The 26,291-nt window shown below is 37.1% G+C and carries 19 protein-coding genes and 1 tRNA gene; 10 read left to right on the top strand and 10 right to left on the bottom strand.

Features of this window, described 5'->3' with window-relative positions; genetic code table 11:
- Nucleotide 1: 1 nt before the first annotated feature.
- Entirely contained in the window at nucleotides 2–1,015 is a 1,014-nt protein-coding gene (locus tag C7H19_RS04480) for a permease (protein ID WP_106455684.1), read from the bottom strand.
- A 609-nt stretch (nucleotides 1,016–1,624) separates the two neighbouring features.
- Between C7H19_RS04480 and C7H19_RS04475 the strand changes: the two genes are divergently transcribed.
- The 4 genes from C7H19_RS04475 to C7H19_RS04460 all read left to right on the top strand — a co-directional run bounded on the left by C7H19_RS04475 (nucleotide 1,625) and on the right by C7H19_RS04460 (nucleotide 7,050).
- Nucleotides 1,625–1,981 (top strand): STAS domain-containing protein, encoded by a 357-nt coding sequence (locus tag C7H19_RS04475; RefSeq protein ID WP_106455683.1) that lies wholly within the window; start codon nucleotides 1,625–1,627, stop codon nucleotides 1,979–1,981.
- A 103-nt stretch (nucleotides 1,982–2,084) separates the two neighbouring features.
- The gene (locus C7H19_RS04470; protein WP_106455682.1) at nucleotides 2,085–4,682 is read left to right on the top strand and encodes a TIGR03960 family B12-binding radical SAM protein; all 2,598 of its coding nucleotides are present in this window, start codon (nucleotides 2,085–2,087) and stop codon (nucleotides 4,680–4,682) included.
- A complete protein-coding gene (locus C7H19_RS04465) occupies nucleotides 4,679–5,593 on the top strand; it encodes an RluA family pseudouridine synthase (protein ID WP_106455681.1) in 915 nt (304 codons plus the stop codon). Before C7H19_RS04470 ends, C7H19_RS04465 begins: the two co-directional genes overlap by 4 nt.
- 119 nt (nucleotides 5,594–5,712) lie before the next feature.
- On the top strand, nucleotides 5,713–7,050 hold the full coding sequence (locus tag C7H19_RS04460) for a histidine phosphatase family protein (protein ID WP_106455680.1): 1,338 nt from the start codon (nucleotides 5,713–5,715) through the stop codon (nucleotides 7,048–7,050).
- A gap of 50 nt (nucleotides 7,051–7,100) precedes the next feature.
- Here C7H19_RS04460 and C7H19_RS04455 read toward each other — a convergent pair whose 3' ends face one another.
- The 6 genes from C7H19_RS04455 to C7H19_RS04430 all read right to left on the bottom strand — a co-directional run bounded on the left by C7H19_RS04455 (nucleotide 7,101) and on the right by C7H19_RS04430 (nucleotide 13,851).
- Nucleotides 7,101–8,795 (bottom strand): DUF3685 domain-containing protein, encoded by a 1,695-nt coding sequence (locus C7H19_RS04455; protein ID WP_106455679.1) that lies wholly within the window; start codon nucleotides 8,793–8,795, stop codon nucleotides 7,101–7,103.
- 30 nt (nucleotides 8,796–8,825) lie between these two features.
- A complete protein-coding gene (locus C7H19_RS04450) occupies nucleotides 8,826–9,275 on the bottom strand; it encodes a Fur family transcriptional regulator (protein WP_106455678.1) in 450 nt (149 codons plus the stop codon).
- A gap of 76 nt (nucleotides 9,276–9,351) precedes the next feature.
- Entirely contained in the window at nucleotides 9,352–10,533 is a 1,182-nt protein-coding gene (locus C7H19_RS04445; protein WP_106455677.1) for an amino acid ABC transporter permease, read from the bottom strand.
- Nucleotides 10,534–10,537: 4 nt separating this feature from the next.
- Nucleotides 10,538–11,686 carry an amino acid ABC transporter permease gene (locus tag C7H19_RS04440; RefSeq protein ID WP_181280523.1) on the bottom strand — a complete coding sequence of 383 codons (1,149 nt, stop codon included), beginning with the start codon at nucleotides 11,684–11,686 and terminating at the stop codon, nucleotides 10,538–10,540.
- 46 nt (nucleotides 11,687–11,732) lie between these two features.
- On the bottom strand, nucleotides 11,733–12,827 hold the full coding sequence (locus tag C7H19_RS04435) for a HaeII family restriction endonuclease (protein WP_106455676.1): 1,095 nt from the start codon (nucleotides 12,825–12,827) through the stop codon (nucleotides 11,733–11,735).
- A complete protein-coding gene (locus C7H19_RS04430) occupies nucleotides 12,820–13,851 on the bottom strand; it encodes a DNA cytosine methyltransferase (protein WP_106455675.1) in 1,032 nt (343 codons plus the stop codon). The genes C7H19_RS04435 and C7H19_RS04430 overlap by 8 nt, the downstream gene beginning before the upstream one ends.
- Nucleotides 13,852–14,000: 149 nt before the next feature.
- Between C7H19_RS04430 and mazE the strand changes: the two genes are divergently transcribed.
- Together mazE and C7H19_RS04420 are read left to right on the top strand one after the other, a co-directional pair.
- Nucleotides 14,001–14,234, top strand: coding sequence for a type II toxin-antitoxin system MazE family antitoxin (gene mazE, locus C7H19_RS04425; RefSeq protein WP_106455674.1), 234 nt, complete (start codon nucleotides 14,001–14,003; stop codon nucleotides 14,232–14,234).
- Nucleotides 14,221–14,427 carry a type II toxin-antitoxin system PemK/MazF family toxin gene (locus C7H19_RS04420; protein WP_245927286.1) on the top strand — a complete coding sequence of 69 codons (207 nt, stop codon included), beginning with the start codon at nucleotides 14,221–14,223 and terminating at the stop codon, nucleotides 14,425–14,427. The genes mazE and C7H19_RS04420 overlap by 14 nt, the downstream gene beginning before the upstream one ends.
- Here the strand turns inward: C7H19_RS04420 and C7H19_RS04415 are convergent.
- From C7H19_RS04415 to patD, 3 genes are all read right to left on the bottom strand, one after another.
- A complete protein-coding gene (locus C7H19_RS04415; protein WP_106455673.1) occupies nucleotides 14,424–15,512 on the bottom strand; it encodes an amino acid ABC transporter substrate-binding protein in 1,089 nt (362 codons plus the stop codon). The two genes, C7H19_RS04420 and C7H19_RS04415, sit on opposite strands and share 4 nt — an antisense overlap.
- 140 nt (nucleotides 15,513–15,652) lie before the next feature.
- Nucleotides 15,653–17,308 (bottom strand): dipeptide ABC transporter ATP-binding protein, encoded by a 1,656-nt coding sequence (locus tag C7H19_RS04410; protein WP_181280527.1) that lies wholly within the window; start codon nucleotides 17,306–17,308, stop codon nucleotides 15,653–15,655.
- Between the two features lie 34 nt (nucleotides 17,309–17,342).
- Nucleotides 17,343–17,699: a heterocyst frequency control protein PatD gene (gene patD, locus C7H19_RS04405; protein WP_106455671.1), complete on the bottom strand. Its 357-nt coding sequence runs from the start codon at nucleotides 17,697–17,699 to the stop codon at nucleotides 17,343–17,345.
- Between the two features lie 301 nt (nucleotides 17,700–18,000).
- On the opposite strand from patD, the gene C7H19_RS04400 reads away from it, so the two are divergent.
- From C7H19_RS04400 to C7H19_RS04385, 4 genes are all read left to right on the top strand, one after another.
- Nucleotides 18,001–20,244, top strand: a complete 2,244-nt coding sequence (locus C7H19_RS04400) for a RelA/SpoT family protein (RefSeq protein WP_106455670.1) — start codon at nucleotides 18,001–18,003, stop codon at nucleotides 20,242–20,244.
- Nucleotides 20,245–20,291: 47 nt separating this feature from the next.
- Nucleotides 20,292–20,365: transfer RNA gene (locus tag C7H19_RS04395), tRNA-Pro, on the top strand.
- A 145-nt stretch (nucleotides 20,366–20,510) separates the two neighbouring features.
- Nucleotides 20,511–22,151, top strand: a complete 1,641-nt coding sequence (locus C7H19_RS04390; protein WP_106455669.1) for a CocE/NonD family hydrolase — start codon at nucleotides 20,511–20,513, stop codon at nucleotides 22,149–22,151.
- Between the two features lie 330 nt (nucleotides 22,152–22,481).
- Nucleotides 22,482–26,267, top strand: coding sequence for a beta strand repeat-containing protein (locus C7H19_RS04385; RefSeq protein ID WP_106455668.1), 3,786 nt, complete (start codon nucleotides 22,482–22,484; stop codon nucleotides 26,265–26,267).
- Nucleotides 26,268–26,291 lie beyond the last annotated feature (24 nt).

Genomic DNA, 26,291 nt, shown 5'->3' with positions numbered 1-26,291 from the left:
TTTAAGAGAAAAAATAACTATGAACTAGCGCAAAAATAAAGGTTAATTGTGCTGCTAAGAGAAATAGATAAATAAGTATTCGAGGACGAAAAATCGATAACATTAATCCGATGCCTTTAAGATCGATCATAGGTCCAAAGACAAGAAACGCGAGGAGCGAACTGGTGGTAAAGCTAGAAGCAAAGGACAAGGCGAAAAAAGCATCAACAGTTGAACAAATCGAAACAATCCCCGCTAAAATCATCATAGCGAGAATCGAGGTCATTGGATCTTGTCCGAGATTTAAAATCACTTCGCGGGGAATAAAAACTTGAATACAAGCAGCGATCGCACTTCCTAGTACGAGCATTCCGCCTAACTCTCGTAATTCAAAGGACACGTTTTCTAAATATACTTGTAAACGCTTTCCTTGACTCATTTTTAGTGGCGTTGTTGCTCTCGCCAGTGCCTCGAAAGAGCGAGGTTTTTCTGTTTCACCTAAAATGTAAGTCCCAGACTGTAATAATGTATAAGTTGAGGGAACTGGTTCAGGTTGTAGCGGTAAGGACTGTAATACATTGAGACGATTTGCTAAAAAAGGTTGTAACATTGGTGCGATGTTGGTTTGTGTACTAAAAATCCAACCAATAATTGTCGCGATCGCCAAAGAAAACACAACCCGTAAAACAACTACTTCTGGCTGATCTCGGAAAGCTGTCCAAGTTGCCCAAATCACAATAGGATTAATAGTTGGGGCGGCTAATAAAAAACCGATCGCTACAGATGTCGGCATTCCCTGCATTAATAATCGTCTAGCAACTGGAACATTACCACATTCACAGACAGGAAAAAGAAAACCAATACAACTACCCATTAATGCACCGAGTATCGGATTACGGGGCATCCCTGAGATTAATTTACGCTCATCAATAAATAAAAGCAATGCACTAGAAAGCAAAACCCCCAACAGTAGAAAGGGGATCGCCTCGACTAGCAAGCTGAGAAATAAAGTGAAGGCATTTTGTATTTGAGCCATTCTTGTTGCCTTCTAGGCGCGAGTTTCATTCATAAACAGCAGACGCAAGCCAATCGTTAAAAGATTCGCTAAAAGAATTGTAAGTCTTTATTAAGATTTTTTTTATAATTCTCTGATTTTCGATTAATTATTTAGATTTGACTTTTGCCCAGTTTGGTATTCTATCAGATTCAGAGCCAAAACACATCAGCAGAATGAGCGAATCTGGCTCGTTAAAAAGCTTTAGATCTCCAACCAAATAAGGCTTTGAATTGAATGTAACTATTTTAGTATTCTGCTTTACTTTTTTTTACACAAATCTCGATACAATGCTAAATTATCATCAACGAGTTAAGTATAGACATAAAGATACATAAGTTCAGACTGGACAGTAAATCTGATAAACTCAGTTGCCTAATGCTTAACGAAAGCCATAAAATCAAACCTAACATTACAAAACGAGGGATTAACGATAGAGTCATTATTGATGAAAAAAGAACAACTCAAAAGAATAAACAGCCAAAATCTGAGAATTGATCCATAATAGCTACATATCTGTAAAGTCATATCTCTAAAATCATTCAACACCACTACTAAAAAACAAATTTAACTAAGGAGAGAATAAAATCGATGATGAGTATAGCAGTTCACCCGCAAGTCGCCACTTTTGAACCCGTCGGTTATGTGACAGCCGCTAATATAACAGAATTACAAACTCAACTGGGCGAAGCGGTAAAATCACCAGAATATTCAATGTTTTTGGTGGATATGGCAAAAGTAGAATTTTTAGACAGTGCGGGTTTAATGACTTTAGTCTCAGCTTATCGTTTAGCCCAAAATCTCGGAAAGCGTTTAAGCATCTGTTCGATAGCTCCTTCGGTTCGGATTATTTTTGAACTGACTCAGCTAGATCGAGTATTACAGATTTTTGAAAATCGCGCTGCCTTTGAAGCATCTTTACGTTTAGAAGAACAAATGATTGCTTAATTTCTGGCTTAATTCCAGGCTTAATTCCCACCAAGACAACAAAACATCCGATATATTAGAAAAGCTGAGTATTGAAGCTCACAAATTATCGGAGGTCTGATGGATGAAAGTAGTCACCTTAGAAAATCTTCTCACACCAGAGATCACCAAACCGGCTCGCTATTTAGGTAACGAGTTAGGTTCATTCCACAAGCAGTGGGAAGAAGCAAGCGTTCGATGGGTTTTGACCTATCCAGAAGTCTATGAGGTAGGGGCTTCTAACTTGGGTCACATCATTCTCTATAACATTTTGAATGCTCAACCGCGTCAACTATGCGATCGCACTTATCTACCTGCACCCGATCTCGCCGCTAAACTGAGAGCTACAAGTACCCCTCTTTTTGCCCTAGAGTCCCGTCATTCCCTAAGCGATTTCGATATTCTAGGTTTTAGTCTAAGCTACGAATTAGGCGCGACCAATATTCTAGAAATGCTCGACTTAGCTGGTATTCCTAAAACATGGCAAGAACGAGCCAATAAACACTATCCCCTCATCTTTGCTGGTGGGCAAACTGCCACCTCTAACCCCGAACCCTACGCCGATTTTTTTGATTTTGTTGCCCTTGGAGATGGAGAACATTTATTACCCGAAATTGGGTTAATTGTTGAGGAAGCAAAATCAGCAAATCTGAGCAAAGAAGAATTATTACTAGATTTAGCCCAAATTCCAGGGGTTTATGTACCTCGGTTCTATGATCTCGCCGAAGATGGCTCAATTCAACCCAACCGCCCCGATGTACCCCCAAGAATCTTAAGACGAGTTGCGACACCCATTCCCGCCTATTCTATTGGTTTAGTTCCCTTCATTGAAACCGTACACGATCGCCTCGTCATCGAAATTCGTCGCGGCTGTACCAGAGGTTGTCGTTTTTGTCAACCAGGAATGTTAACGCGTCCTGCTAGAGACGTAGAACCGACAGACGTAATAGAAACCATCGAAAAAGGCATGAGAGCCACCGGATATAATGAATTTTCCCTACTTTCCTTGAGTTGTTCCGATTATTTGGCATTACCTGCAGTTGGGATGGAAATTAAAAACCGTCTCAAAGATGAAAATATTACCCTAACTTTACCCAGTCAAAGAGTCGATCGCTTTGATGAAAATATTGCTAATATCTTGGGTGGGACACGCCAAGGTGGGCTAACCTTTGCCCCCGAAGCGGGTACCCAACGACTGCGAGATGTAGTAAATAAAGGTTTAACCAACGAAGAATTACTACGAGGCATTAAAACCGCCGTTGAACAGGGATGGGATAGAATTAAACTCTATTTTATGATTGGTTTGCCTGGTGAAACCGATGAGGATGTACTGGGTATTGCCGAAACCGTAAGATGGCTCAGACAAGAATGTCGGATGCAAAAACGCAAACCTCTAGACTTTAATATCACCATTTCTAACTTTACGCCGAAACCCCATACCCCCTTTCAATGGCACTCCGTCTCAACATCCGAATTTATCCGAAAACAGGATTTACTCAAACAAGAATTTAGAACCATAAAAGGTACAAAAGTCAACTATACTGATGTCCGTATTTCAGCAATGGAAGATTTTGTCGGGCGAGGTGATAGAAAGTTATCTGCTGTAGTACATCGGGCATGGCAACTCGGCGCGGGGATGGATGCTTGGTGGGAAAGCCTCGATCAAGCTCATGGCGCATGGTCACAAGCCATCAATGAAGCCGGTTTAAGCTGGAAATATCGTCAAGTCGAAGCAGGGGAATGGAATGTATTTGAATCGGAATCAAAAACAATCCTAGATGCACCATTACCGTGGGATCATATTGATAGCGGCGTAGATAAAAAATGGCTCCAAGAGGACTTAAATCGGGCTATGATGGCTGCAATCGTTCCAGATTGTTCTTTTGAGGGTTGTTCCCATTGTGGTGTGTGTGGCGTAGATTTTGGTCATAATGTGGTCATTCCCGCGATGGAAGTTCCCGCGTTTGCTGGACAGTTTCAGCCAAATATACAGCGATCGCAAAGAATGCGGGTTTGGTTTGGCAAAATTGGCGAAATGGCGTTGGTGAGTCATTTAGACTTAGTTCGTTTATTTGATCGGGTGATCAGACGCGCTGCGATACCCATTTCGTTTACCGGTGGCTTTCATCCGGGTCCTAGAATATCGATCGCCAATGCGTTACCATTAGGGGCAACCAGTAGCGGGGAAATTGTTGATTTTGAACTGACTCAAAGAATGGAAATAGAAGCATTTAAAGAGAAATTAGTCAGTCAACTTCCTAGTGAACTTCCCGTGTATCAAGTGGAAGAAGTTTATGTAAATTCTCCTGCTGCGACTCAATTACTCGAAAAAGCCGAGTATCACATTACAATAGCAACAGATGAAACATCAGAACAATGGCAAACTTGGATCGAACAAATAGAAGAACAAACGGAAATTCTCTGGGAGAAGAAAACCAAGTCGGGTAAAAGAGTGACGGTGAATTTATGCGAGATGTTGTATGAATTATCCCTATTATCGAGCAATGAGCGATCGATTGTTTTGCGCTATGTGGGAAGTTGTCGTAATGATGGAACCTTGCTACAACCCCAACAAGTTATTTATATGTTAGAGAAAATAGCCCAAAAAGAGTTTGACTTATTGCGAGTTCATCGTCATTCACTTTTTTTAGCACATCCTTCGTCATTAAATCAGGCAAAATGAATCAAGGTTGGGTGTATCGAAATCAAGTCAGACAAACTGAAGCAGGACTAACATTATTAGAATACTATAGCCAATATCGTCACTCTAGCTATCAAGAATGGCGAGAAAGAATACTTTTAGGACAAATTTTAATTAATAACCAGCCCGCAACACCCGATACTATTTTAAAAAAAGGACAAAGCTTAACCTATCATCGTCAACCTTGGCACGAACCCGATGTACCCTTATCCTTTGCCATACTGTATGAAGACTCAGATTTACTCATTGTAGATAAGCCATCGGGTTTACCCGTTTTACCAGGAGGAGGATTTTTAGAACATACCCTACTCAAGCAACTACAACAACAATATCCTAATGATACACCCTATCCGATTCATCGCTTGGGTAGAGGTACATCAGGACTAATGTTACTAGCGAAAACATCTCAGGCTAGAGCTAGTCTAAGTCAACAAATGCGCGATCGTCAAATTTCTAAAACCTATCGTGCTTTGGTGGGTAAAAGTGATTTACCAGAAAATCTGATCATTACTCAGCCGATTGGAAAAATTCCCCATCCTGTATTAGGTTATATTTATGGTGCCACGCCAGACGGGTTATCTGCTTATAGCGAGTGTCAAGTTTTAAAAAGAACTTCCCAAACGACACTTTTAGCAGTTAAAATTCTGACTGGAAGACCCCATCAAATTCGGATACATTTAGCAACAGTTGGTTATCCTTTACTCGGTGATCCGCTTTATGATATTGGTGGAATACCCAAAATGACAAAAAGCGAAAATTTACCCGTACCCGGAGATATTGGCTATTCTCTTCATGCTCATCATTTATTTTTTCTTCATCCTAGTACAGGGAAAGTTATGAGTATATATTCTTCGCCACCTAATGAACTTCAAGAAGAAACCCAAATTAGTTAAGCGTGGACTTCTGAAGACCCAACGCAAATGATAGATTAAGCTTACCGTCAGTTTACGGATGGGTCGTATCCTTGTAATCTAGAACTGAGATAAGCCGTGTTTAAAGGAGGATAAATCGATTGACTACGCGGGTAATTATAGTACGTCACGGACAAAGTAACTTTAATGCTTTGCAAAAAATCCAAGGCCGATCCGATCTATCGGTTTTAACTGAAACAGGGCAAAATGACGCAGAAAAAGTCGGTAAAGCTCTTAAAGATATAAATATTGATGCGATTTATTGTAGTCCTTTGCAACGGGCAAAAACAACCGCCCAAATTATTCAATCTTGTTTAGTAAATCCTACTGAAATTAATGTAAACAATCAACTAATAGAAGTCGATTTACCTTTATGGGAAAATCTCAGCAAAGATGAAGTTAAAGAAAAATTCCCAGATGATTATCGTTGTTGGCACAAAACACCTCAAGAATTTAAAATGATTCTTGATGGGGAAAAAGAACATTATCCGCTTTTATCTTTGTATCAGCAAGCTAAAAACTTTTGGTCAGATATTTTAGCTAAACATGACAATCAAACTATTTTAATAGTCGGACATAATGGAATTAATCGCTGTTTAATATTAACTGCGCTTGGGATGCACCCCGCTAAATATCATGCGCTGCATCAGTCTAATTGTTGTATCAATGTTCTTAATTTTGTCGGTGGTTTAGGTGATACTGTTCAAATTGAATCTCTCAACCAAACCGCACATTTAGGCGTTTCTTTACCTTCTTCTCGTCCTTCACAAAAAGGGATACGTTTATTATTAGTTCGTCACGGTGAAACGCAATGGAACCGAGAAGGCAGATTTCAAGGAATACGAGATATTCCCCTTAATGAAAATGGCAAAAATCAAGCTCAAAAAGCAGCCGATTTTCTTAAAGATGTGAATCTCAATTTTGCTGTAAGTAGTCCTCTTGCACGACCAAAAGAAACCGCCGAAATTATCTTACAATATCATCCTGAAATTTCTTTAGATTTTCAACCCGATTTAACCGAAATTTGTCACGGACTTTGGGAAGGAAAATTAGAAACAGAAATTGAGGCGGGTTTTCCAGGGCTATTACAACAGTGGAAAACTCAACCAGAAACCGTACAAATGCCAGAAGGTGAGAATTTACAACAAGTTTGGGATCGTGCGATCGCTTGTTGGAATAATATCGTTAAAATATATGGTGATTCCGAACAGCACAAAGTCGGTATTGTTGTCGCTCATGATGCGATTAATAAAGTAATTCTTTGTTATTTATTAGGTTTAAAACCCGATAATTTTTGGAATGTTAAACAGGGAAATGGTGCCGTTAGTGTCATTGATTATTTAGATGGTATTGACTCACAACCTCTCATTCAAGCTGTTAATTTAACTTCTCATTTAGGTGGTGGTGTATTAGATAAAACCGCAGCCGGAGCCTTATAGAAATTATCTCGTGTAGGGGTTTGGTCTCCAAACCCATTTTATTAATTATTTTATTTATTTTGTTGACCATTTCTGTAACGAAGTTCTTGCCAAGTATTACCAGCACCTTGGACAATTCCTAACACAATTAAGCCAATTCCACGCCCAATAACTTGAGTTAAAATATAAACGACACCTTTTCCCAAAAAAGAAAAAATACTTCTTAGTCTCGGTGCAACAGCATCTCTAAATTCTAGGGCAATAGTAACGAGCCAAGGAATACCATTTAGTTGATAAAGTTCCTCTTGTCGAGGTGCATAAATAAAATTTTGTTTAATTTTATTTTCACTTAAATAGAGCAGACGATATTTACTTTCAAATATATCTTGAGGATGTTCAATATATTTATTTTTTCGATATTTCCAAGATAAATCATTACGAAATTTAGCAACTTCTCTAGATGAAATAAAGTTATTATTGTACAGATTTTTTTTAATTAATTCTAATTCAGGAAAATTATTTAAAATAGTAGCAATTACGCCGTTAGAAATCTGTATAATTAGGTTTTCTAACAAAATTACGGCTCGATTAATTCCTTCTGGTGAATCCACACGATAGGCAATTTGATCAACAATTAAACTTTGCTCAAATAAAAAATAAGCAAATAATTCATTCACAAACGGAATTTTTTTTAAAATATCATTTTCAATTAATCTTAAATCTCTCAGTAAGATTCGATCAATTTCTTGTCTAAAAAGATCATTGCTTTCAGAATAAGTAATTTTTAAAAACTTTTGCGTTGATTTTTGCCATATTTCCAGCAACATTAAATCTTTTCTTCTTAATAAATCAGAATAATCTAATTCTAAAAACTTAATTTCATCGAGAATTTTTCGAGTTTGCTCAAAAACAATATAAAGTAATTCTCTCTTTCTAACGGCTTGTAAAATATCAATTTCTTGGGGAATATCGGTGTAATTTTCTAAGCTATATCTTAACTTTCCTAATGTTTCTTCATAAACCGTTGTCGTACTCAAAGAACGTGGACTACTAGCCACAGGTAAGCTATTACTAATAACAGATAATGCTGATTCGGTTATAGGTTTTTTCGGGGTAATTTCTCTAGGTTTTGGCGTAATACTAGGTGCAATTTCGACGGGTATAAGTTTCCGAACTAACCAAGATGCAGCGAGTAATTCTCGTCTTCGTCCATTCCAATATAATTCATCAAATCTTGATAAATTTTCTTGATTCAGTTGATACAAAATTTTCGATAATTCTTGGTCTATTTGTTCTATTCCTGATTGTGCCAGACGGATGAGCCAATGAGTACGACGCACTGAAAAAACGGGGTTTGTTGTTGCAGGAGTAGCAGACCAAAACGGTTGACCGGATGCAATTTGACGGATAATAGTAACTAAGTTTTCTAAACTCGTTCCTTTGGGACAATAGCCATTTAAACCCAATTTTTGGGCATGATCTAAATCAGTGGGTGTAAGCTGAGAACTGAGGAGTAAAATTTTAGCTTTGGGATAATTTGAAACGAGAAACTGACAGAGTATCCAATTTGCGCCACCAGAAGCGGGAAATAAAGGATCTAAAATAATTACATCTGGTGATGGCTCAACCGATTGGTTAAGAATTGTTACAGAGTCGATGAGCGCTATAACTCGTACATCTAAAACCGAAACAAGTCCTTGAGAGAGTCCTAGTCGGAAAATCGGATCATCATCGATTAATAATACATTAATAGTGCGATCGCTCACAAATTATCACCCAGTTACTCCAGTTTTTCATTAGTTTACGGCCTTTTGGTTTTTATAACCATAAAAATCGATACGATAATCTGTAATTTTTATACCGGTTTGCGCTTCAATTTGTTTAATCAAATCTTCGGGTAATTCGATATGAACATCCATAATTTGATTAGTATCAACACAATTAATATGACTGTGTGAGTCGCTGATATTACCGTATAGTCGCCCGTCACAGCGTTCGACACATTCGATAATTCCCTGACTTGACAAAGCTTCTAAGTTCTGATATACAGAAGTATGACCGATATTTTTTCCTTGTAGATTAAGTCGATCATAGATTTCTCTGGCTGACAAGTGTTCGTTTGCTTGCCATAATAATTCTAGAATGTAGCGACGTTGGCGACTGACGCGCATTCCCAAAGTTTGACATTGCTCCAAAGCATCATTTAATGAGCGAATCGGTTTAGAGTATGCCCTTTGATTGTTCATTTTTCTGTATTTTATTGCTGTAACACAAACTCATTACCAGTTTAGCTTATTTTTGGGTTGACTGTCTAAGAAAGGCTTATTCTGTAGCTAGTTGCTTTTCTAGCTTTCTTGCAGCCAGAGACATCGCATAACAACAAATAAAATAAATGAGGGCAATAAACAGATAAACTTCGGCGTAGCGTCCGATATATTTAGGATTAGCCAAAATAGATTGAGAAATTCCCAGTAAATCGACTAAACCAATAATTGCTAATAAAGATGTATCTTTGAATAAGCTGATAAATTGTCCCACCATTGAAGGGATAACGGCTTTTAAGGCTTGGGGTAAGATGATTAAAGCTAATGATAAAGGGGTATTTAATCCTAATGCTTTTGCCGCTTCATATTGACCTTTTGGAATCGATTGTAAGCCACCTCTCACATTTTCTGCTAAATATGCAGCACTAAAAATAGTGTAACCGATAATGGCTCGAATGACGCGATCGGGCCGTACATCGGGTGATAAAACTAAAGGTAACATTATCTGTGCCATAAACAGAATTCCAATTAATGGCAAACCGCGAATAATTTCAATATAAGCAATAGATAACCAGCGAATTACGGGTAAATTACTTTGTCTTCCTAATGCTAAAAGAATTCCAAAGGGAAAAGACAGTACAATACTGACTAATGCGGTTAAAATTGTGAGAATTAATCCACTCAAATCATCTAATCTAACAACTTCTAAAAATAAGCCGCCTTGCAAAAGCAAAAGAATGATTAGAAAATTGATGAACCAAATTAAGGGCAGAAAAACAACAAGTTTTGGAAAACGTTTTCCTAAAGGTTTACTAACTATAGCTGTGGCGATGAATAAAACTAAGTTAATCAGTAGAAATAGGCTAGAATAAATTTTAGTGGGAATTGCGATCGCTACACAAGTCATAGATAAAATGCCTATAATCATTAAACTTGTTCGATCAAATAAGCGATTTAAACGAGTTAATAGTCCCCAAGAAAATCCACCATTAGCAACAATTAATCCTAATGTTATCCAAACTCTCCATATTTGATCTTGTGGATAACGTCCGACAAAAAATAACCGTAAATTCGCTGGTATAACTGTCCATTTTGCCTCAGTCAATGCCCATTGAATAAAACTCGAACCAATCCCAAATAGGAAGACAATACTTATCAGTGTCAGTAAACTATTATACCAAGTATTAAAAAGATTATTTCTAAGCCATATAATCGGAACTGGAGAGGATAAATTATTCATTTTTTTATCTTTCTTTTATTTGAACTGAAGAATTAATTTTATTCATAATTGTTGAGATAATTAGATTAATTATTAGATAAGTAGACATTAAAATTAATAACATTTCGATAGAACGTCCTGTTTGATTTGCTATTGTATTTGCAATTCCATAAACATCATTATAACCAATAGCGATCGCTAAACTAGAGTTTTTTGCTAAATTCAAAAATTCACTGGTTAAAGGAGGAATAATTACTCGTAATGCTTGAGGTAAAATAATCAGTTGCATCACCCAATATGGTTTTAATCCTAATGCTTTTGCTGCCTCCCATTGTCCTTTATTTACAGATTGTATACCTGCTCTAATCACTTCAGCAATAAACGCGGCTGTATAAAAGGTTAATCCTATTACTAAAGTTGCTAATTCTGGAGATAAAGTTAACCCTCCCTCAAATGCTGAAATTGTCGGATTAAATTGCGGTATTTGCCAGTTTAAACCAAAAAATAAAATTAGAATTATAGCTGTTAATATTGTCATTAATATTCCTGATAAAACTTGTACTGATGAACTCTGTTCTATCAATTTTTGAGTTCTTTTCTTCCATAAATAAACACCCAAAACAACAAGAATTAATAAAAATATTAAGGCTAAATAATTTCTTGGCCAAGGTAAAGATAAACCGATATTACTAAAAGTGAATAAACCCAAAAATTGAATTGCTTTTTCAGCAGTTGGTAACTTGATAAAAACCGCAAAGTACCAGAAAAATAATTGTAAGAGTAATGGAGTATTCCGAAAAACTTCTACATAAATTGTTGCGTTTTTTTGGACTAACCAATTATCTGATAAACGTGCAATTCCTGCGGTAATTCCTAATAAACTTGCTAAAATAATTCCGATAATAATTACTCGTAAAGTGTTAGTTATTCCGACTATAATAGCCCGACTATAAGGATCAGATGGCTGATAGGGAATAGCTGTATCTCCAATACCGAATGATGATGGACGACTCAGAAAACCAAAGCCAAAAGTTAAACCTAAATCTCGAAAATTTCGTATAATATTTGTCCCTAAAATCGAAATAATAATCAATAAAATTAAAACGACTAATCCTTGTATTGCAATTTTTAATACACGATCATCTTGCCAAAACGGTATTTTTTCATCATTCATCACAAAAATCAACCTCACATTTGAATACAAACAATGTAACCATTCCTTATTGATCTGTTTTTATCTTATCTATGTCATTATTTGTAGTCCAAAAACTATCGACTATTATGGTAATATATTTTCTCTCTTCTAAAAAATCTGCTAAAGCAACTGAGTGAGGAAATTCTTTCCTAAAACTATTAGCTATACACTCAAGTAGTGGTTTGGCTAACTCATTAGAGAATTTCCCTTTCAAACAACGATCATACCAAGAAATTAGCTCAGATTCTTGAATAATACCCCGAACTCTTTGTCCCCAACCAATTTGTTGAGTTATTGTTTGAATGATATTTTTATCAGTATCACGGCAAACAATAACGATGTGATCACTCTCAATTTGGTCTATAATCTTTTTGGCAGTTTCTGTATCAAGTGTAAGATGTTTTATTTGAATTGCTGGTCCAAAATTAGCCCACATATCTAGACCTCTATCTGCTGCATTAGTAACTCCTACTCTATAGATATGGGCTGCAAATTCCCACGAATTATGTCCTTCTTGCAAACCAAGTAAAACTTTAGCTAAATCAGAAAATTCATTTAATAAATTTTGCTTTTTTGATGGAACACTAACGGTAATTTTTGTTTCTAGAGCTACTATAATAGTTTCAAATAAACTATAAGTAACAATTTCATATGCTTTATCGATACTTCGTTTTATTCCTGGATTAAGTTTAAAAAATTGCAATAATTCACTCAATTCAAATTTTTTAGATTCAGTGCTTTCAATGTAAGCAATAATACTAGCTATTGTTTTTTGTTTTTCACTAAATTTTAAATAAATATAGCGTTCTACACCGCCATTAGTTCGCTTATTTTCTGTATCAAGAAGTTTTAGTGATTCTGGTGGAACTGCATTCCATAAATCATGCTGATAATTAGCTGAAGATGTACAACTTTTACCAAGTAATACTTTAGTGACTTCATCTCTCCATTTACAAGATTTATTTTTATACGTTGCGAGTTCTGTAATTTGAAGAGCCTTATCTATGTTTAAACGAGAATATCTTAAAACTTCTGCAATTTGAATAGGTTTATACATATCAACTCTAGATTTTTTGATAACGTCATTAAGTTGATCTTTAGCTTCTTGTATACTAGACATGATTGATTAAACCTTCATGATTAAATAAACTAAGTTGTGTAGTTATAATAGAAGATTGGCTATCTAGATTAGATTGAGAATTCAATAATACATCTAGCACAGATTCAAATACAGCAACAACGCAAGGAATAGCAACAGTATTACCAACAAGTTTACGCATTGCTTGATAACTACCTATAATTTTATAGGAGTCTGGAAAACCTTGAAGTCGTAACATTTCACGCTCGGTTAATCTCCTTTCTCCATTGACTAATAAATAATTATAAGATGCTCCTGATCTTAATGCACAAGAAAAGGGATAAATACTAATATTTCCTGATTTATTTTCGTGCCATATTGTCGGCTCAGTATTGTGTATTTTATCTCTAGTTTTGGCGAGACGATTTTGTCGTATTCTCTCTGATGCGTAGTAAGATTTATTAACAGATTTTTCAATAATGTATGATAAAGGTTTCATGATAATTTTAGGTTTTCTCCAGACAAATGAGTTATGATTTCTCAATCCTACGATAAAAATTCTCTCACGCTTTTGAGGTAACCCAAAATCAAGAGCATTTAAAACTTGATAGTCTGTATAATATCCTAAATCCTTTAATGTTTCTATAATTCGTTGTAGAGTTTTACCTTGTTGATGTCCTTTTAACTGTTTAACATTTTCTAAAATAAAAGCTGATGGTTGTTTTGCTTCTAAAATACGAGCGATATCAAAGAATAAGGTTCCGCGACTATCTTTAAAACCTTTTAAATCACCACATATACTAAAAGGTTGACAGGGAAATCCTGCTAATAAAATATCATGCTCAGGGATATTAGCTGCATCAATTTTAGTAATATCGCCTTGTGGAATTTCTTCAAAATTAGCATGATAAATTTTTTGTGCATCTGAATCAATATCACTAGAAAAAACAAACTTAGGTTTTATGTTTTTTTCCTGACAAGCTATTTCAGCCGCGATTCTAAATCCTCCAATTCCGCAGAATAAATCCAGCAATTGAATTTCTTGTTTATTTTTTAAAACGCTCATTTAATCCCTAACGAAATGGAGGAGAATATAATAAACCGCCTTTTGTCCAAAGTTGATTTAAACCGCGTTGCCAATCTAAAGAGTAATACTATGATTGATACAATCATTAAATGGTATGATAATAATATCATACTTATTGCTTAATTCAGATGAAACAAAAAATAGCAGTAACATTAGACGAAGATTTAATCAGTTTTTTAGACAAGATGGCTAAAGGTAATCGTAGTGATTATATCAATAATCTTTTAACCCAACAGCGAAAGCTTATTCTAGAATCTGAAATAATAGCAGCCTTGCAGGAAGATTTAGAAGACCCGAACTACCAGCAAGAAATCAAAGAATGGGATATAGTAGTAGGGGATGGAATCGATGCCGAAAGGTAACAAACAAGCTCCGTATGTTGTTAATATTTATGCTAGTAAAAGGAACGGATTAGATCAAGATCGTTTTTTGGATGTTGGGCAAATTCGAGCAGTAGATGGCCAACGCGTGTTAGGTAAGATAGGAATTTTAGAAGAGTTTTATTGGCCACAAATTCGTACTGCTTTGGAAATTGTTACAGGTTTTAGTCCCTAACGAAATGGAGGAGAATATAATAAACCGCCTTTTGTCCAAAGTTGATTTAAACCGCGTTGCAAACCAATAGTTTTCGTAATATTACGATCGTATATTTCCTCATAATTGCCCACGTGTTTTACAATACGGGCAGCAAAATCATTAGATAGCCCCATATCTGCCCCTAACTCGCCTTCAGCTCCTAAAAATCTTTTCACGGAAGGATCTTGACTATTAGCAAAAGTACTAATATTTTTGGCAGTAATCCCTAATTCTTCTGCTTCCATCAAAGCATAAATCGACCATTTCACCACATCAAACCATGCAGAGTCACCATTAGCTACCGCTACCGCTAAAGGTTCTTTAGAAAGGACTGTATCAAGAACAATGTGATCATCGGGTTTAGGTAAAGCGCTTCGTCGTGAACTGAGTTGCGATCGATCTGAGGTTGCCGCCTGACAACGTCCCTGTTGATAAGCGGCATACATCGCGTCAGGATCGTCAAATACAACGGGTGTATAATCTATACCCCGTTTTCGCATTTGGTCAGATAAATTAAGCTCTGTGGTCGTTCCAGCCTGTACACAGATGGTTTTTCCTTTGAGATCCTCTAGAGTTTTAATCCCACTCGCTTTAGATACCATCATTCCTTGACCATCATAAAACGTGATTGGGGCAAATTCTAACCCAACCGATGTATCTCGACTCAGAGTATAAGTCGTGTTGCGGCTGAGGATATCGACTTCTCCTGATTGTACTGCGGTAAATCTTTCTTGGGTACTCAGGGCGCGGTATTCTACTTTTGTGGGATCATCGAATAATGCTGCTGCGATCGCACGACAGATATCCACATCTAACCCTGTATATTCCCCTTGTTCATTCACAAAACTAAAACCGGGTAATTGTCCATTCACCCCACAAATTAATTTACCACGCTGTTTAATTGTGGCTAAACGGCTATTTTGATTCGTTATGCTGGTATCATTGGTATTTCCCGAATTTTGACCAGTTGGTGTTTGATTTTCCCCGCAGCTATTTAGTAATAAACTAAGTCCAACAATAACTAAACCGATTTGATATTTACTGTTTTTTCTGGTCTTTTTCATAAATATTTTTAACCTTAATGGTCTTCATTTCTCTTACTTCATCAGTGCCATAACGCGTTTTTATTGGGTTTGGAGACCAAACCCCTACATTCTCTCATATTTTTTTGGTTAATTATATCAAAATTCAATCATTAAATGATTTAATTTAACTGAGAACGAATTAAAGGAGCCGCCTTTAATAATTTTTGAGTATATGGATCTTGCGGGTAATTAAAAATATCTTCAGTTTGACCAATCTCGACTATTTTACCACTATTCATCACCGCAATACGATCGCAAAAATATCGCGCTACCCAAAGATCATGAGTAATAAATAAATAAGTTAATTTTAATTGTTTTTTTAAATCTAACATTAACTCTAACACTTGACTTTGAATACTGGCATCGAGCATACTAACAGGTTCATCACAGATGACTAATTGTGGTTTAGTAATCAAAGCCCTAGCAATAGCTACTCTTTGTTGTTGCCCACCCGATAATTCTTTCGGATATCGATTATAATAATCTTCTGGCGGCGTTAATCCCACTTTTTTTAACATTTCTATTACTTCTTTTTTCGCGGCTTCGGGTGTCTTAACTAAATGATGAATCAATAAAGGATCTGCTATACTTTCTCCAATGGTCATCAAAGGATTTAAACAAGCGTGGGGATCTTGAAAAATCATCTGAATCATTCGTCGTTTGAGGCGCATTTTTTCCACGGTTAAAGTATTTAATTGTTCATTTTGAAATTGAATGAGACCTGATGTAGGACGGATTAACTGTAAAATGGTACGAGATAAGGTACTTTTGCCACATCCCGACTCACCAACTAAACCTAATGTTTCCCCTGGATAGAGTTCAAAACTAACCCCATCGACTGCTTTAATAAATTTTTTTTCTTGAGTAACCCATTGTTCAAAAAAACTGCCTTCTAGGGTGTAATGTTGTTTTAAATCTTGGACTTTTAATAAAGGATAAGTGATTTGAGTTGAGGTTTCTTTTGTCGTCGGTTGTTGTATTTCTAATCCTGTTTCGGTAACTTGAAGATGTAATGCGGCTTTGAGTAAAGATTGAGTATAATTATGTTGTGGATGTAAGAAAATATCATTGACTAAACCTGTTTCGACAATCTGTCCTTGATACATTACGGCAATACGATCGCAATATTCTCCAATCATAGCCAAATCGTGAGAAATTAATAATAATCCCATCTGTTCTTCGCTACAAAGACGGGTTAATTCTTGAAGGATTTCTGCGGCTACAGTAACATCTAGACTGGTAGTCGGTTCATCAGCTATGATCAGTTTGGGACTAAGAAGTAATGCTAATGCGATCGCTACTCGTTGTCTCATCCCACCACTAAACTCATGGGGATATTGTCCCCAACGGTTCGGCGGTATTTTGACTTTTTCTAAAGTATAAATTGCTTTTTCTTGAGCTTGACGACGAGAAAGATTTCCTTGATGTGCTTTGAGAGTTTCGATACAATGATCACCAATGGTCATTAATGGGTTTAAACGAGTCATGGGATCTTGGAAAACTAACCCGACGACTTCCCCACGAAACTGACGTAACGCTAAACCCGATAAAGACAAAAGAGATTGATTTTGATATAGTATTTCTCCTTCAATGACGCTTGTTTCGGGAAGCAGTCGCATCAAAGCGCGTCCAATAGTAGATTTACCACATCCTGACTCACCCACTAAACCTAATTTTTCCCCTGGTGATAGTGTAAAAGAAACCTCATCAACTGCCCATTTTTTCTCTTGGGAGTTTCCCCAGTAAGCAATTTTTAAATTTTCTACATTTAAAATAGGTTGAGTCATGAGTGGTTGATCCTTATTTTGATTAATCCGTCTCCTCTAATAAAATGCGACAAAACTTGCTCATTTGTTCAATACGATCGCAAAATAGTTTTAATCGCTCCTTTTGGGTTGACACTTGTCGAGATGACCGCAAAAATAACCAATCAGTTGCCAAAAGTTTAAACATTCGATGTAATTCTGTTTGAATTGGTAGCCAACGCGAGACAATATTAGGATCAAGTTCTTCATCGGTTAACGTGAGTAATTGATTTTGGAACATATGTTCTACTCTAGCAAAAGCCGTTATTCTTTCCTCAGTAGACAGCTTTTCCGCTTCCTGTAAAGATTTGAGGGCTTCTAGAAAATTTTGATAAACTTCTTTGTAAGAAGATGGTAGCATAAACGACAATTTGCGTTACAATTTGTTAAATAAAGTTCCTCGTGTATTCAATCTTAAGATCAATATAGTCCGAGTTTCGTTTTAAGGCTCAAAACATTAAAACAAACCCGCTTTTTTCCGAATTAATCCTGTTTTTATTGCTAGAGAGATTAGCAGAAATTCATTCTGTGTCAACTTAGCATAGATTCAATGTATTTATTTCATTAATCGATCAACACATTAATGAAAAGAATAGCTAAATTAAATAGACATCCCAATTCTTCGTCTTACTGTTAGTGACTCCAAAACCCTTTAAGAGATTATGAAAACTATCACTTTAACCCAACCCGATACCGACATTGAAAGCTTTTCCGTTTCTCTTCCCGACTGGTTACAACAATGTTTACTTTCTGTAGAAAAAGGAATACCTAACGAAGACACCCATTTAATTTGTCAAGCGTTTAATTTTGCCTATAAACTACATGAAGGACAACGCCGAAAATCGGGTGAACCGTATATCGCTCATCCCATAGCTGTCGCGGGTTTACTGCGAGACTTGGGGGGAGATAAAGCGATGGTGGCTGCGGGATTTTTGCATGATGTGGTAGAAGATACGGATGTCACAGTCGAAGAAATAGAGGAACGCTTCGGTAATGAAGTGCGTCAACTGGTGGAGGGAGTCACCAAGTTATCTAAGTTTAATTTTTCCAGTAAAACGGAACGTCAAGCAGAGAACTTTCGTCGAATGTTCCTCGCAATGGCAAAAGATGTTCGGGTGATTGTGGTTAAATTAGCGGATCGACTGCATAATATGAGAACACTCGATCCTCTTGATCCCGAAAAACAAAAACGCATTGCTCTAGAAACTAAAGAAATATTTGCCCCTTTAGCGAACCGTTTAGGAATTGGTAGTTTAAAATGGGAATTAGAAGATTTGTGTTTTAAATATTTAGAACCCGATTCATATAGAGAAATTCAATCCTTTATTGCAGAAAAAAGAGTTGATCGAGAAGCAAGATTAGATTTAATTTCTAATATATTAAAAGAACGTTTAAACAAAATTGGCGTTAAAGTTAATGAAATAAAAGGAAGACCAAAACATTTATATGGCATCTACAGCAAGATGCAGCGACAAGAAAAAGAGTTCCACGAAATCTATGATATTGCTGCTGTCAGAATTATTGTGGAAACCAATGAAGAATGTTATCGAACTTTAGCGATCGTCCATGATGTTTTTACCCCAATTCCAGGACGCTTTAAAGATTATATCGGATTACCGAAACCAAACCGCTATCAGTCTTTACATACTTCTGTTGTTAGTTTAAACGGTCGTCCGCTAGAAATCCAGATCCGTACTCTAGAAATGCACCACATCGCAGAATACGGAATTGCTGCACACTGGAAATATAAGGAAACTGGAGGAGCGAGCTTTACTGCAACGTCTTCTGATGATGAAAAATTTACTTGGTTGCGTCAATTAATTGAGTGGCAAAATGATTTAAAAGAGGTGAAAGACGCACAAGAGTACATGGATAGACTCAAAGGGGATCTTTTTGAGGATGATGTCTATGTTTTTACCCCCGATGGTGATGTCATTGCTTTAGCGAGAGGTGCAACCCCGGTTGATTTTGCCTATCGCATCCATACCGAAGTAGGTCATCATATGAAAGGAGCGCGAATTAATGGCCGTTGGTCGGTTTTGGATACAAGATTAGAAAATGGTGATATTGTAGAAATTATTACCAGTAAAAATAGCCATCCTAGTTTAGATTGGCTGAATTTTGTTATTACTCCCAGCGCTCGTCATCGCATCCGTCAATGGTTTAAGCGTTGTAGTCGTGACGAAAATATCGCCAGAGGACGAGATTTATTAGAAAAAGAACTGGGTAAAAATGGCTTAGATGCTTTGTTAAAATCAGAACGGATGCAAAGAGTCGCTAAACAATGCAACTATCAGTCAGTCGAAGATTTATTAGCGGGTTTAGGATACGGAGAATTGACTCTGTTTAATGTAGTTAACCGGGTGCGAGAAACCACAAGAGTTCCAGAATTACCCTCTTTGATCCAAACTTCGACCCGTACGACTAATGTAACCACTAAGAGTAAATCACCGATCGCAGGAGTAGAAGGATTAGTTTATTATATTGCACGATGTTGTAATCCTTTACCTGGGGAACCGATTTTAGGTTTTGTCAGTCGAGGTGCTAAAGGAATAGCTATTCATCGTCAAGGCTGTCCCAATGTTGCTCAAATTGATGGCGAAAGATTAATCCCTGTACACTGGAACCCAGTTGAAACCAACGGACGAGCGCAAACCTACCAAGTCGATCTACAAATAGAAGCTATCGATCGAGTTGGTGTTCTACGAGATATTTTAACTCGTCTGAGCGATCAGAATATTAATGTCTGTAATGCTGGTGTTAAAACCAGTTTCGGTAAACCCGCGTTAATTTCCCTCAGCATCGAAATTCGGGATCACGAACAATTAGAAAACAGCATTCAACGTCTAAAAAATCTTAGTGATGTCTTAGAAATCCGTCGTGTCACTCAAGTTGAAGGTGACTAACCCAAAAACAACTACATATGATATAATGGAAAAAGTGACTATATTATCGGGATGTAGCGCAGCTTGGTAGCGCACTTCGTTCGGGACGAAGGGGTCGCACGTTCAAATCGTGTCATCCCGATTGCTAATTTTTGTACTATTAATTTTTGTCCAGTTGAAAAATAAATTTTTTCTCTTGACTAAAAAGACTTGACATGATAAATTAAACATAATGGGAAAGGATTGTGCATATAGGTAGCTTGTCAGAGAACTAAAACCATCTGAGTATGTATTCAGTCCGAAAAGAGACAACATCAATGTACACCCGTGATGGGTTGAGACTCGATGCAGATATTTATAGTCCTGAGAGTGCCGAGAAATTTCCCGTATTATTAATGAGACAACCTTACGGACGTGCGATCGCATCTACTGTGGTTTATGCTCATCCGATGTGGTATGCGTCACAGGGATATACCGTCGTTATTCAAGATGTGCGAGGACGAGGAACCTCTCAGGGAGAATTTAGATTATTTGAGCATGAAATAGAGGATGGACTGGATACTCTAAACTGGGTTAGTGAACTTTTTGGAAGTAAGACAAAAGTTGGTATGTATGGTTTTTCCTATCAAGGAATGACACAACTTTATACAGCAATTCATCAACATCCAGCTTTAAAAACAATTTGCCCCTCAATGATTGCTTATGATTTATATACAGATTGGGCGTATGAGAATGACGCATTTTGTTTACAGGCGAATTTAGGATGGGCGATTCAATTAGCAGCAGAAACATCGCGGTTAAAAGGGGATGAAATTGCCTTTCAAAAACTGTATAAAGCTTCTCGAAATTTACCCCTATCTGAGCTTATTCCCGCGTATCCTAATATTCTAAAAGAACTTGCTCTAGATTCATTTTATCACGATTGGCTCACGAGATCGTCATCTGATGAATACTGGAAAAAACTCTCACCCAAATATTTAATTCAAGAGCTAGATATTCCGATGTTGCATATTGGTGGATGGTTTGATCCATATTTAAGAGGAACGATAAATTTATATCAAGAAATGGCTCAACAATCCCATTATAGACAACAGTTAATAATTGCTCCTTGGACTCATATACCTTGGGGGCAAAAAATTGGTGCGATCAATTATGGTAAAAATGCTATTAGTTCAATTGATCAACTGCAAATTAACTGGTTTGATCATTTTTTAAAAGAAAAAGATGATCAGTTATTAGAACAAGCTCCAGTACTACTTTTTGAAATGGGTAGTCATCAATGGATTAATTTAAATGGGTTACCTAAAACACCAACAAAAACTTATTATTTATCAAGTAAAGGATTAGCAAGTATTAGAGAAGATGATGGAAAGTTAACAGAAATAAATTTACCTAACACAACAATAGAAGATATTATTGTACATGATCCTTGGCGACCGTTTCCTGCTTTAGGAGGTCATACTATGTATCCAGGAGGGGCATTTGAGCGATCACATCTTGATAGTAGAAGTGATATTTTAAAGTATACAACTGAACCCTTAAAAGCTGATTTACAAATTTTAGGACAAATTGTGGTCGATTGTTATTGTATAGCGGATACACCAAGTTTCGATTTATGTGCTATTTTATCAGAAGTTTATCCAGATGGAAAAATATATAATTTTACTCAAGGATATATTAGAATAAATTCAAATTATCGAACTTTACCGATAAAAATACCTCTCCAATTTACTTGTATTAAGATATTTAAAAATCACTGTATTAGATTAAGTTTAAGTGGGGCTTGTTTTCCAGCTTATCCAGTCAATACAGGAACAGGAAAAAGTCCAGATGAAGAAAGATTAATCGAAGCCAAAATTATCACATTAAAAATAAGCAGTCAAGGGGGAAAACCTTCTCAAGTGATCTTACCCCTAAATCTATCATAAGATTTTTTAATCTTTTTTTATAGAAAAATTATCAATAGAATAAATAGTTTAAGCAAAATATAGCTTTTAGACAATTAACAAAGTCATCTCGATAAAAAATTCAAACAAACTTGTATATTTTAAAGGGTTTGTTATGATGAAGCATTGATTAAAAATATAGCCTTGTTTGACCTAAAGCAAAAAGATGACTTTTTTGTGACCTTAGACTCACGACAAATTAAACGCCAACGAATATATTGATTACATGACCGTTTCGTAGCCAAAGTAAAAACTCAGAACAACTACATTTGTAAAAACTTAAATTAACTAAATTAAACTAGGAGCAAAAAAATGCCAACTTTTCCGGGTGATAATCTCGATAACTTACTGACTGGAACCAATGGAGATGATTTAATCCAAGGTTTAGGGGGTAATGACACCCTTCTCCCTAAACTAGGAGTTGACACCGTTGATGGAGGATCAGGAAATGATCTATTAATTGTAGACTACTCCAGTATTAACTACACAGGAGTCACCCCGCCATCAGGCATCAACACTTCTATTTATAGCAGTGGGACAAAAACATACAACGGTTATTACCAAGCGTCTAACGGTAATACTCAGAACTTAATAAACTTCACCAATATTGAGCGGTTTCAAATTACAGGTACAGCAGCTAGTGACAGCATTAGTACAGGGGATGGCAATGATACCATTATTGGGGGCTTAGGTAACGATAACTTGAATGCTGCTGGAGGAGACGATCGTATCAATGGTGGTGATGGGAATGATACCATCCTTGGGGGAACAGGCATTAATATCATTGATGGTGGCGCTGGAATTGATACTTTAGTTGATGGGAACTTTAAGAATGCCACGAATGCTTTAAGATTTAATGATAGCAGTACCAATGCTCCGATTAATCTTTCAGATGGAACTCGTGTCTCAAATATTGAATTTTTTACCAACCTGACGACAGGAGATGGCAATGATAGTATTAGCTACAAGCTACGGAATAATAATAACATTAATACCAGTAATGGTAATGATACGATTAACGGAGGTTTAGGAAGAGACACCATCAGTGGAGGAACTGGAAACGACCTATTAATTGTTGATTATTCAAGTAACAACTATACTGGAAGTGCTCCTCAAGCGGGACTTACCATCTCCATTTTTAGTAGCGGTGTCAACGGAGTAACTGGTTATGTTTTCGCTTACTACAACACTAATCTTAACCTCGACTCAATTAGCTTTACCAACATCGAGCGCTTTCAAATTACAGGTACAAAAGTCAGCGATCGCATTAACACAGGGGATGGTAATGATACCATCAATGGGGGTGCAGGTAGTGATAGTATTAACGCGGCTGGGGGAAATGATAATATTAATGGCGGCTTTGGTAATGATACGATTACGGCAGGAAGCGGCATAAATATTATTGATGGAGGTTCTGGAACAGATACCTTAGTTGATGGGAACTTTAGTAGTGCGACCACTGCCTTAAGCTTTAATGATAGCGGAAGTACCTATGCTCCGATTATTCTTGCAAATGGAACCAGTGTATCAAATATCGAATTATTCACTAACCTGATGACAGGTAGTGGTAATGACAGCATTAGCTACACGCAACGCACCAATAACAATTTAAGTACGGGCGGTGGCAGTGATACGATTAATGGAGGTTTAGGAAAAGATACCGTTAATGGAGAAGCTGGAAACGATTTATTAATTGTTGATTACTCTAATAACAACTATACTGGCTCTTCTCCTCAGAGTGGCATTACCAGTAGTATCAGTAGCAATGGAACAGGAGGCTTTAACGGTTCTTACACTGCCTATTACAGTAATAATGTTAACAATTTCGACTCAGTTAATTTTTCTAACATCGAGCGCTTTTCGATTATGGGAACAGCAGCCAACGATAACATTATTACAGGGGATGGCAACGATACCTTAGTCGGCGGTCTTAGAAATGACAATTTAAACGCAGCCGGGGGTAATGATACCCTTATTGGTGTGGCTCAAAACGCCGTAAATCCCGGTTTTGGAGAAATTGACACTCTCAATGGCGGTAATGGTAGCGATATTTTCATTCTTGGGAATGTAGCTACTATATTTTATGATGACCAAAATACCACCACCGTAGGAACATCCGACTATGCTCTGATAGTCGATTTTAAAGCCAATAAAGACTTTATTCAACTAACTGGACCAAAAAGTGACTATTTTCTGAGTACTTCTCCCATTAGTGGCATCACAGGAACCGCCGTTTATCTCGACAAACCCGGAAGTGAACCCGATGAACTCATTGCCATTATCGAAGGCGTAACCGGACTCGACCTCAATTCTAGCGCGTTCATCGAAACACAAAACCCATCTGGTGTCCTATCATTTTCTCAAGCTATTTTTAGTACACCCGAAAGCAGCAACGCAACCATCACCATTACACGTCAACAGGGAACCGTCGGTGCAATTAGTGTTATTCTTACATCATCTGGCGGTACTGCTACAGCATCGGATGATTATGATGGTAGCCCAATTACCGTAGATTTTGCCGATGGGGAAAACAGTAAAACCGTAACTATTCCCATCAATAACGACATAAGCATCGAAGGTGACGAAACCCTTAACCTAACGCTATCTAGCCCAACAGGTGGCGCAACTCTAGGTAGCCTATCAACAGCAACTTTAAACATTGTTGATGATGATTTCTTACCTAATATTACCTTGACAATTGAGCCAAATAGTGGTGTTAATGAAGATGGCACCGAAAATCTAGTTTATACCTTTACGCGAAGTGGTAATCTCACGAATTCTTTAACTACTTATTTTACTCTCAGTGGTGATGCCATCCTTGATGATGATTACACTCAAACTGGTGCAAGTATAACAGGAACTAACGGAATAATTACCTTTGCCCCAGATTCTGCAACAGCCACCCTTATTATAGACCCCACGACTGATGTAACCCTAGAAAGCGATGAAACCATCGGCATTACTTTAGCTAGTGATGCAAATTACATCATTGATACCGTAGAAACGGTGACAGGGACAATTACCAACGATGATGTCTTACTACCGAGTATAACTCTTGAAGTTAATCCCAATGCTGTTACAGAAAACGGTTCTCTAAATTTTCTATATACCTTTACCCGTACTGGTGATACAACTAACCCACTGACGGTTAATTTTACTTTGGGTGGTACTGCTGTACGTGCGATCGATTATACACAAAAAGGCGCCAATAGCATTAATAATACCGGTGGTACGATCGTCTTTGCGGCTAATTCGAGTACAGTCCTCTTGACAATTGACCCAATTGGTGATATATATTTTACTCCTGAACCTGAAGAAACCGTCGAAATTACACTCGCCAATGGCACAGGGTACACGATTAGTACAGCAACACCCATTACAGGAACCATCCTCAATGATGACGGCACTGATGGCAATGATATCTTAAATGGCACTGCGGGTAATGATATCCTTAATGGTGGTGCAGGTGATGATACCCTCAATGGCTTTGCTGGTAATGATATTTACTATGTCGATAGCCTTGGCGATGTTATTAACGAAGCCCCTGACGAAGGACTAGATACCGTAAGAGCGAATTTTAGTTATACTCTAAGCGCTAACGTAGAAACCCTTTTCCTCACGGATTCAAACCCCATTGATGGTTCAGGAAACGACGATAATAATAGCATCACAGGAAATAGCAACAACAATACCATTACTGGAAACGGAGGGGATGATATTCTTAGTGGCGGTAATGGTAATGATATTTTAGTAGGTAGTGTAGGTTTTGATACCCTGACAGGCGGTCGTAATTTAGACCAATTTGTCTTTAATACCCCAACTGAAGGCATCGATACCATCACCGATTTCCGAGTCGTCGATGATACAATTGTTCTATCTGCTTCGGGTTTTGGTAGTGATTTAGTTATTGGTACACTTGCAGCAAATCAGTTCATCATCGGTTTATCTGCAACCACAGCAGACCAGCGCTTGATTTATAATTCAACAACTGGCGGTTTATTCTTTGATGCTGATGGTTTGGATGGAACAGCCGCGACTCAGTTTGCAACTCTGGCTACTAATTTAGCTCTAAAGAGTGCTGATTTTAGTATTGCATAATCCAAAAAAGGGGGTTTGGTCATC

This window comes from Aphanothece hegewaldii CCALA 016 (assembly GCF_003007785.1).
In the GTDB taxonomy this organism is placed as follows: Bacteria; Cyanobacteriota; Cyanobacteriia; order Cyanobacteriales; family Microcystaceae; genus Chroococcus; species Chroococcus hegewaldii.
This window is presented reverse-complemented; position numbering and strand designations above follow the sequence as displayed.

Bases quoted from the DNA above. Each gene is read 5' to 3' on its own strand.
- C7H19_RS04400 (WP_106455670.1), top strand. From the start codon at position 18,001: ATGAAAACTATCACTTTAACCCAACCCGATACCGACATTGAAAGCTTT.
- patD (WP_106455671.1), bottom strand. From the start codon at position 17,699: ATGCTACCATCTTCTTACAAAGAAGTTTATCAAAATTTTCTAGAAGCC.
- C7H19_RS04480 (WP_106455684.1), bottom strand. From the start codon at position 1,015: ATGGCTCAAATACAAAATGCCTTCACTTTATTTCTCAGCTTGCTAGTC.
- C7H19_RS04450 (WP_106455678.1), bottom strand. From the start codon at position 9,275: ATGAACAATCAAAGGGCATACTCTAAACCGATTCGCTCATTAAATGAT.
- C7H19_RS04435 (WP_106455676.1), bottom strand. From the start codon at position 12,827: ATGTCTAGTATACAAGAAGCTAAAGATCAACTTAATGACGTTATCAAA.
- C7H19_RS04420 (WP_245927286.1), top strand. From the start codon at position 14,221: ATGCCGAAAGGTAACAAACAAGCTCCGTATGTTGTTAATATTTATGCT.
- C7H19_RS04445 (WP_106455677.1), bottom strand. From the start codon at position 10,533: ATGAATAATTTATCCTCTCCAGTTCCGATTATATGGCTTAGAAATAAT.
- C7H19_RS04390 (WP_106455669.1), top strand. From the start codon at position 20,511: ATGTATTCAGTCCGAAAAGAGACAACATCAATGTACACCCGTGATGGG.
- C7H19_RS04465 (WP_106455681.1), top strand. From the start codon at position 4,679: ATGAATCAAGGTTGGGTGTATCGAAATCAAGTCAGACAAACTGAAGCA.
- C7H19_RS04475 (WP_106455683.1), top strand. From the start codon at position 1,625: ATGATGAGTATAGCAGTTCACCCGCAAGTCGCCACTTTTGAACCCGTC.
- C7H19_RS04440 (WP_181280523.1), bottom strand. From the start codon at position 11,686: ATGAATGATGAAAAAATACCGTTTTGGCAAGATGATCGTGTATTAAAA.
- C7H19_RS04415 (WP_106455673.1), bottom strand. From the start codon at position 15,512: ATGAAAAAGACCAGAAAAAACAGTAAATATCAAATCGGTTTAGTTATT.
- mazE (WP_106455674.1), top strand. From the start codon at position 14,001: ATGAAACAAAAAATAGCAGTAACATTAGACGAAGATTTAATCAGTTTT.
- C7H19_RS04470 (WP_106455682.1), top strand. From the start codon at position 2,085: ATGAAAGTAGTCACCTTAGAAAATCTTCTCACACCAGAGATCACCAAA.
- C7H19_RS04430 (WP_106455675.1), bottom strand. From the start codon at position 13,851: ATGAGCGTTTTAAAAAATAAACAAGAAATTCAATTGCTGGATTTATTC.
- C7H19_RS04385 (WP_106455668.1), top strand. From the start codon at position 22,482: ATGCCAACTTTTCCGGGTGATAATCTCGATAACTTACTGACTGGAACC.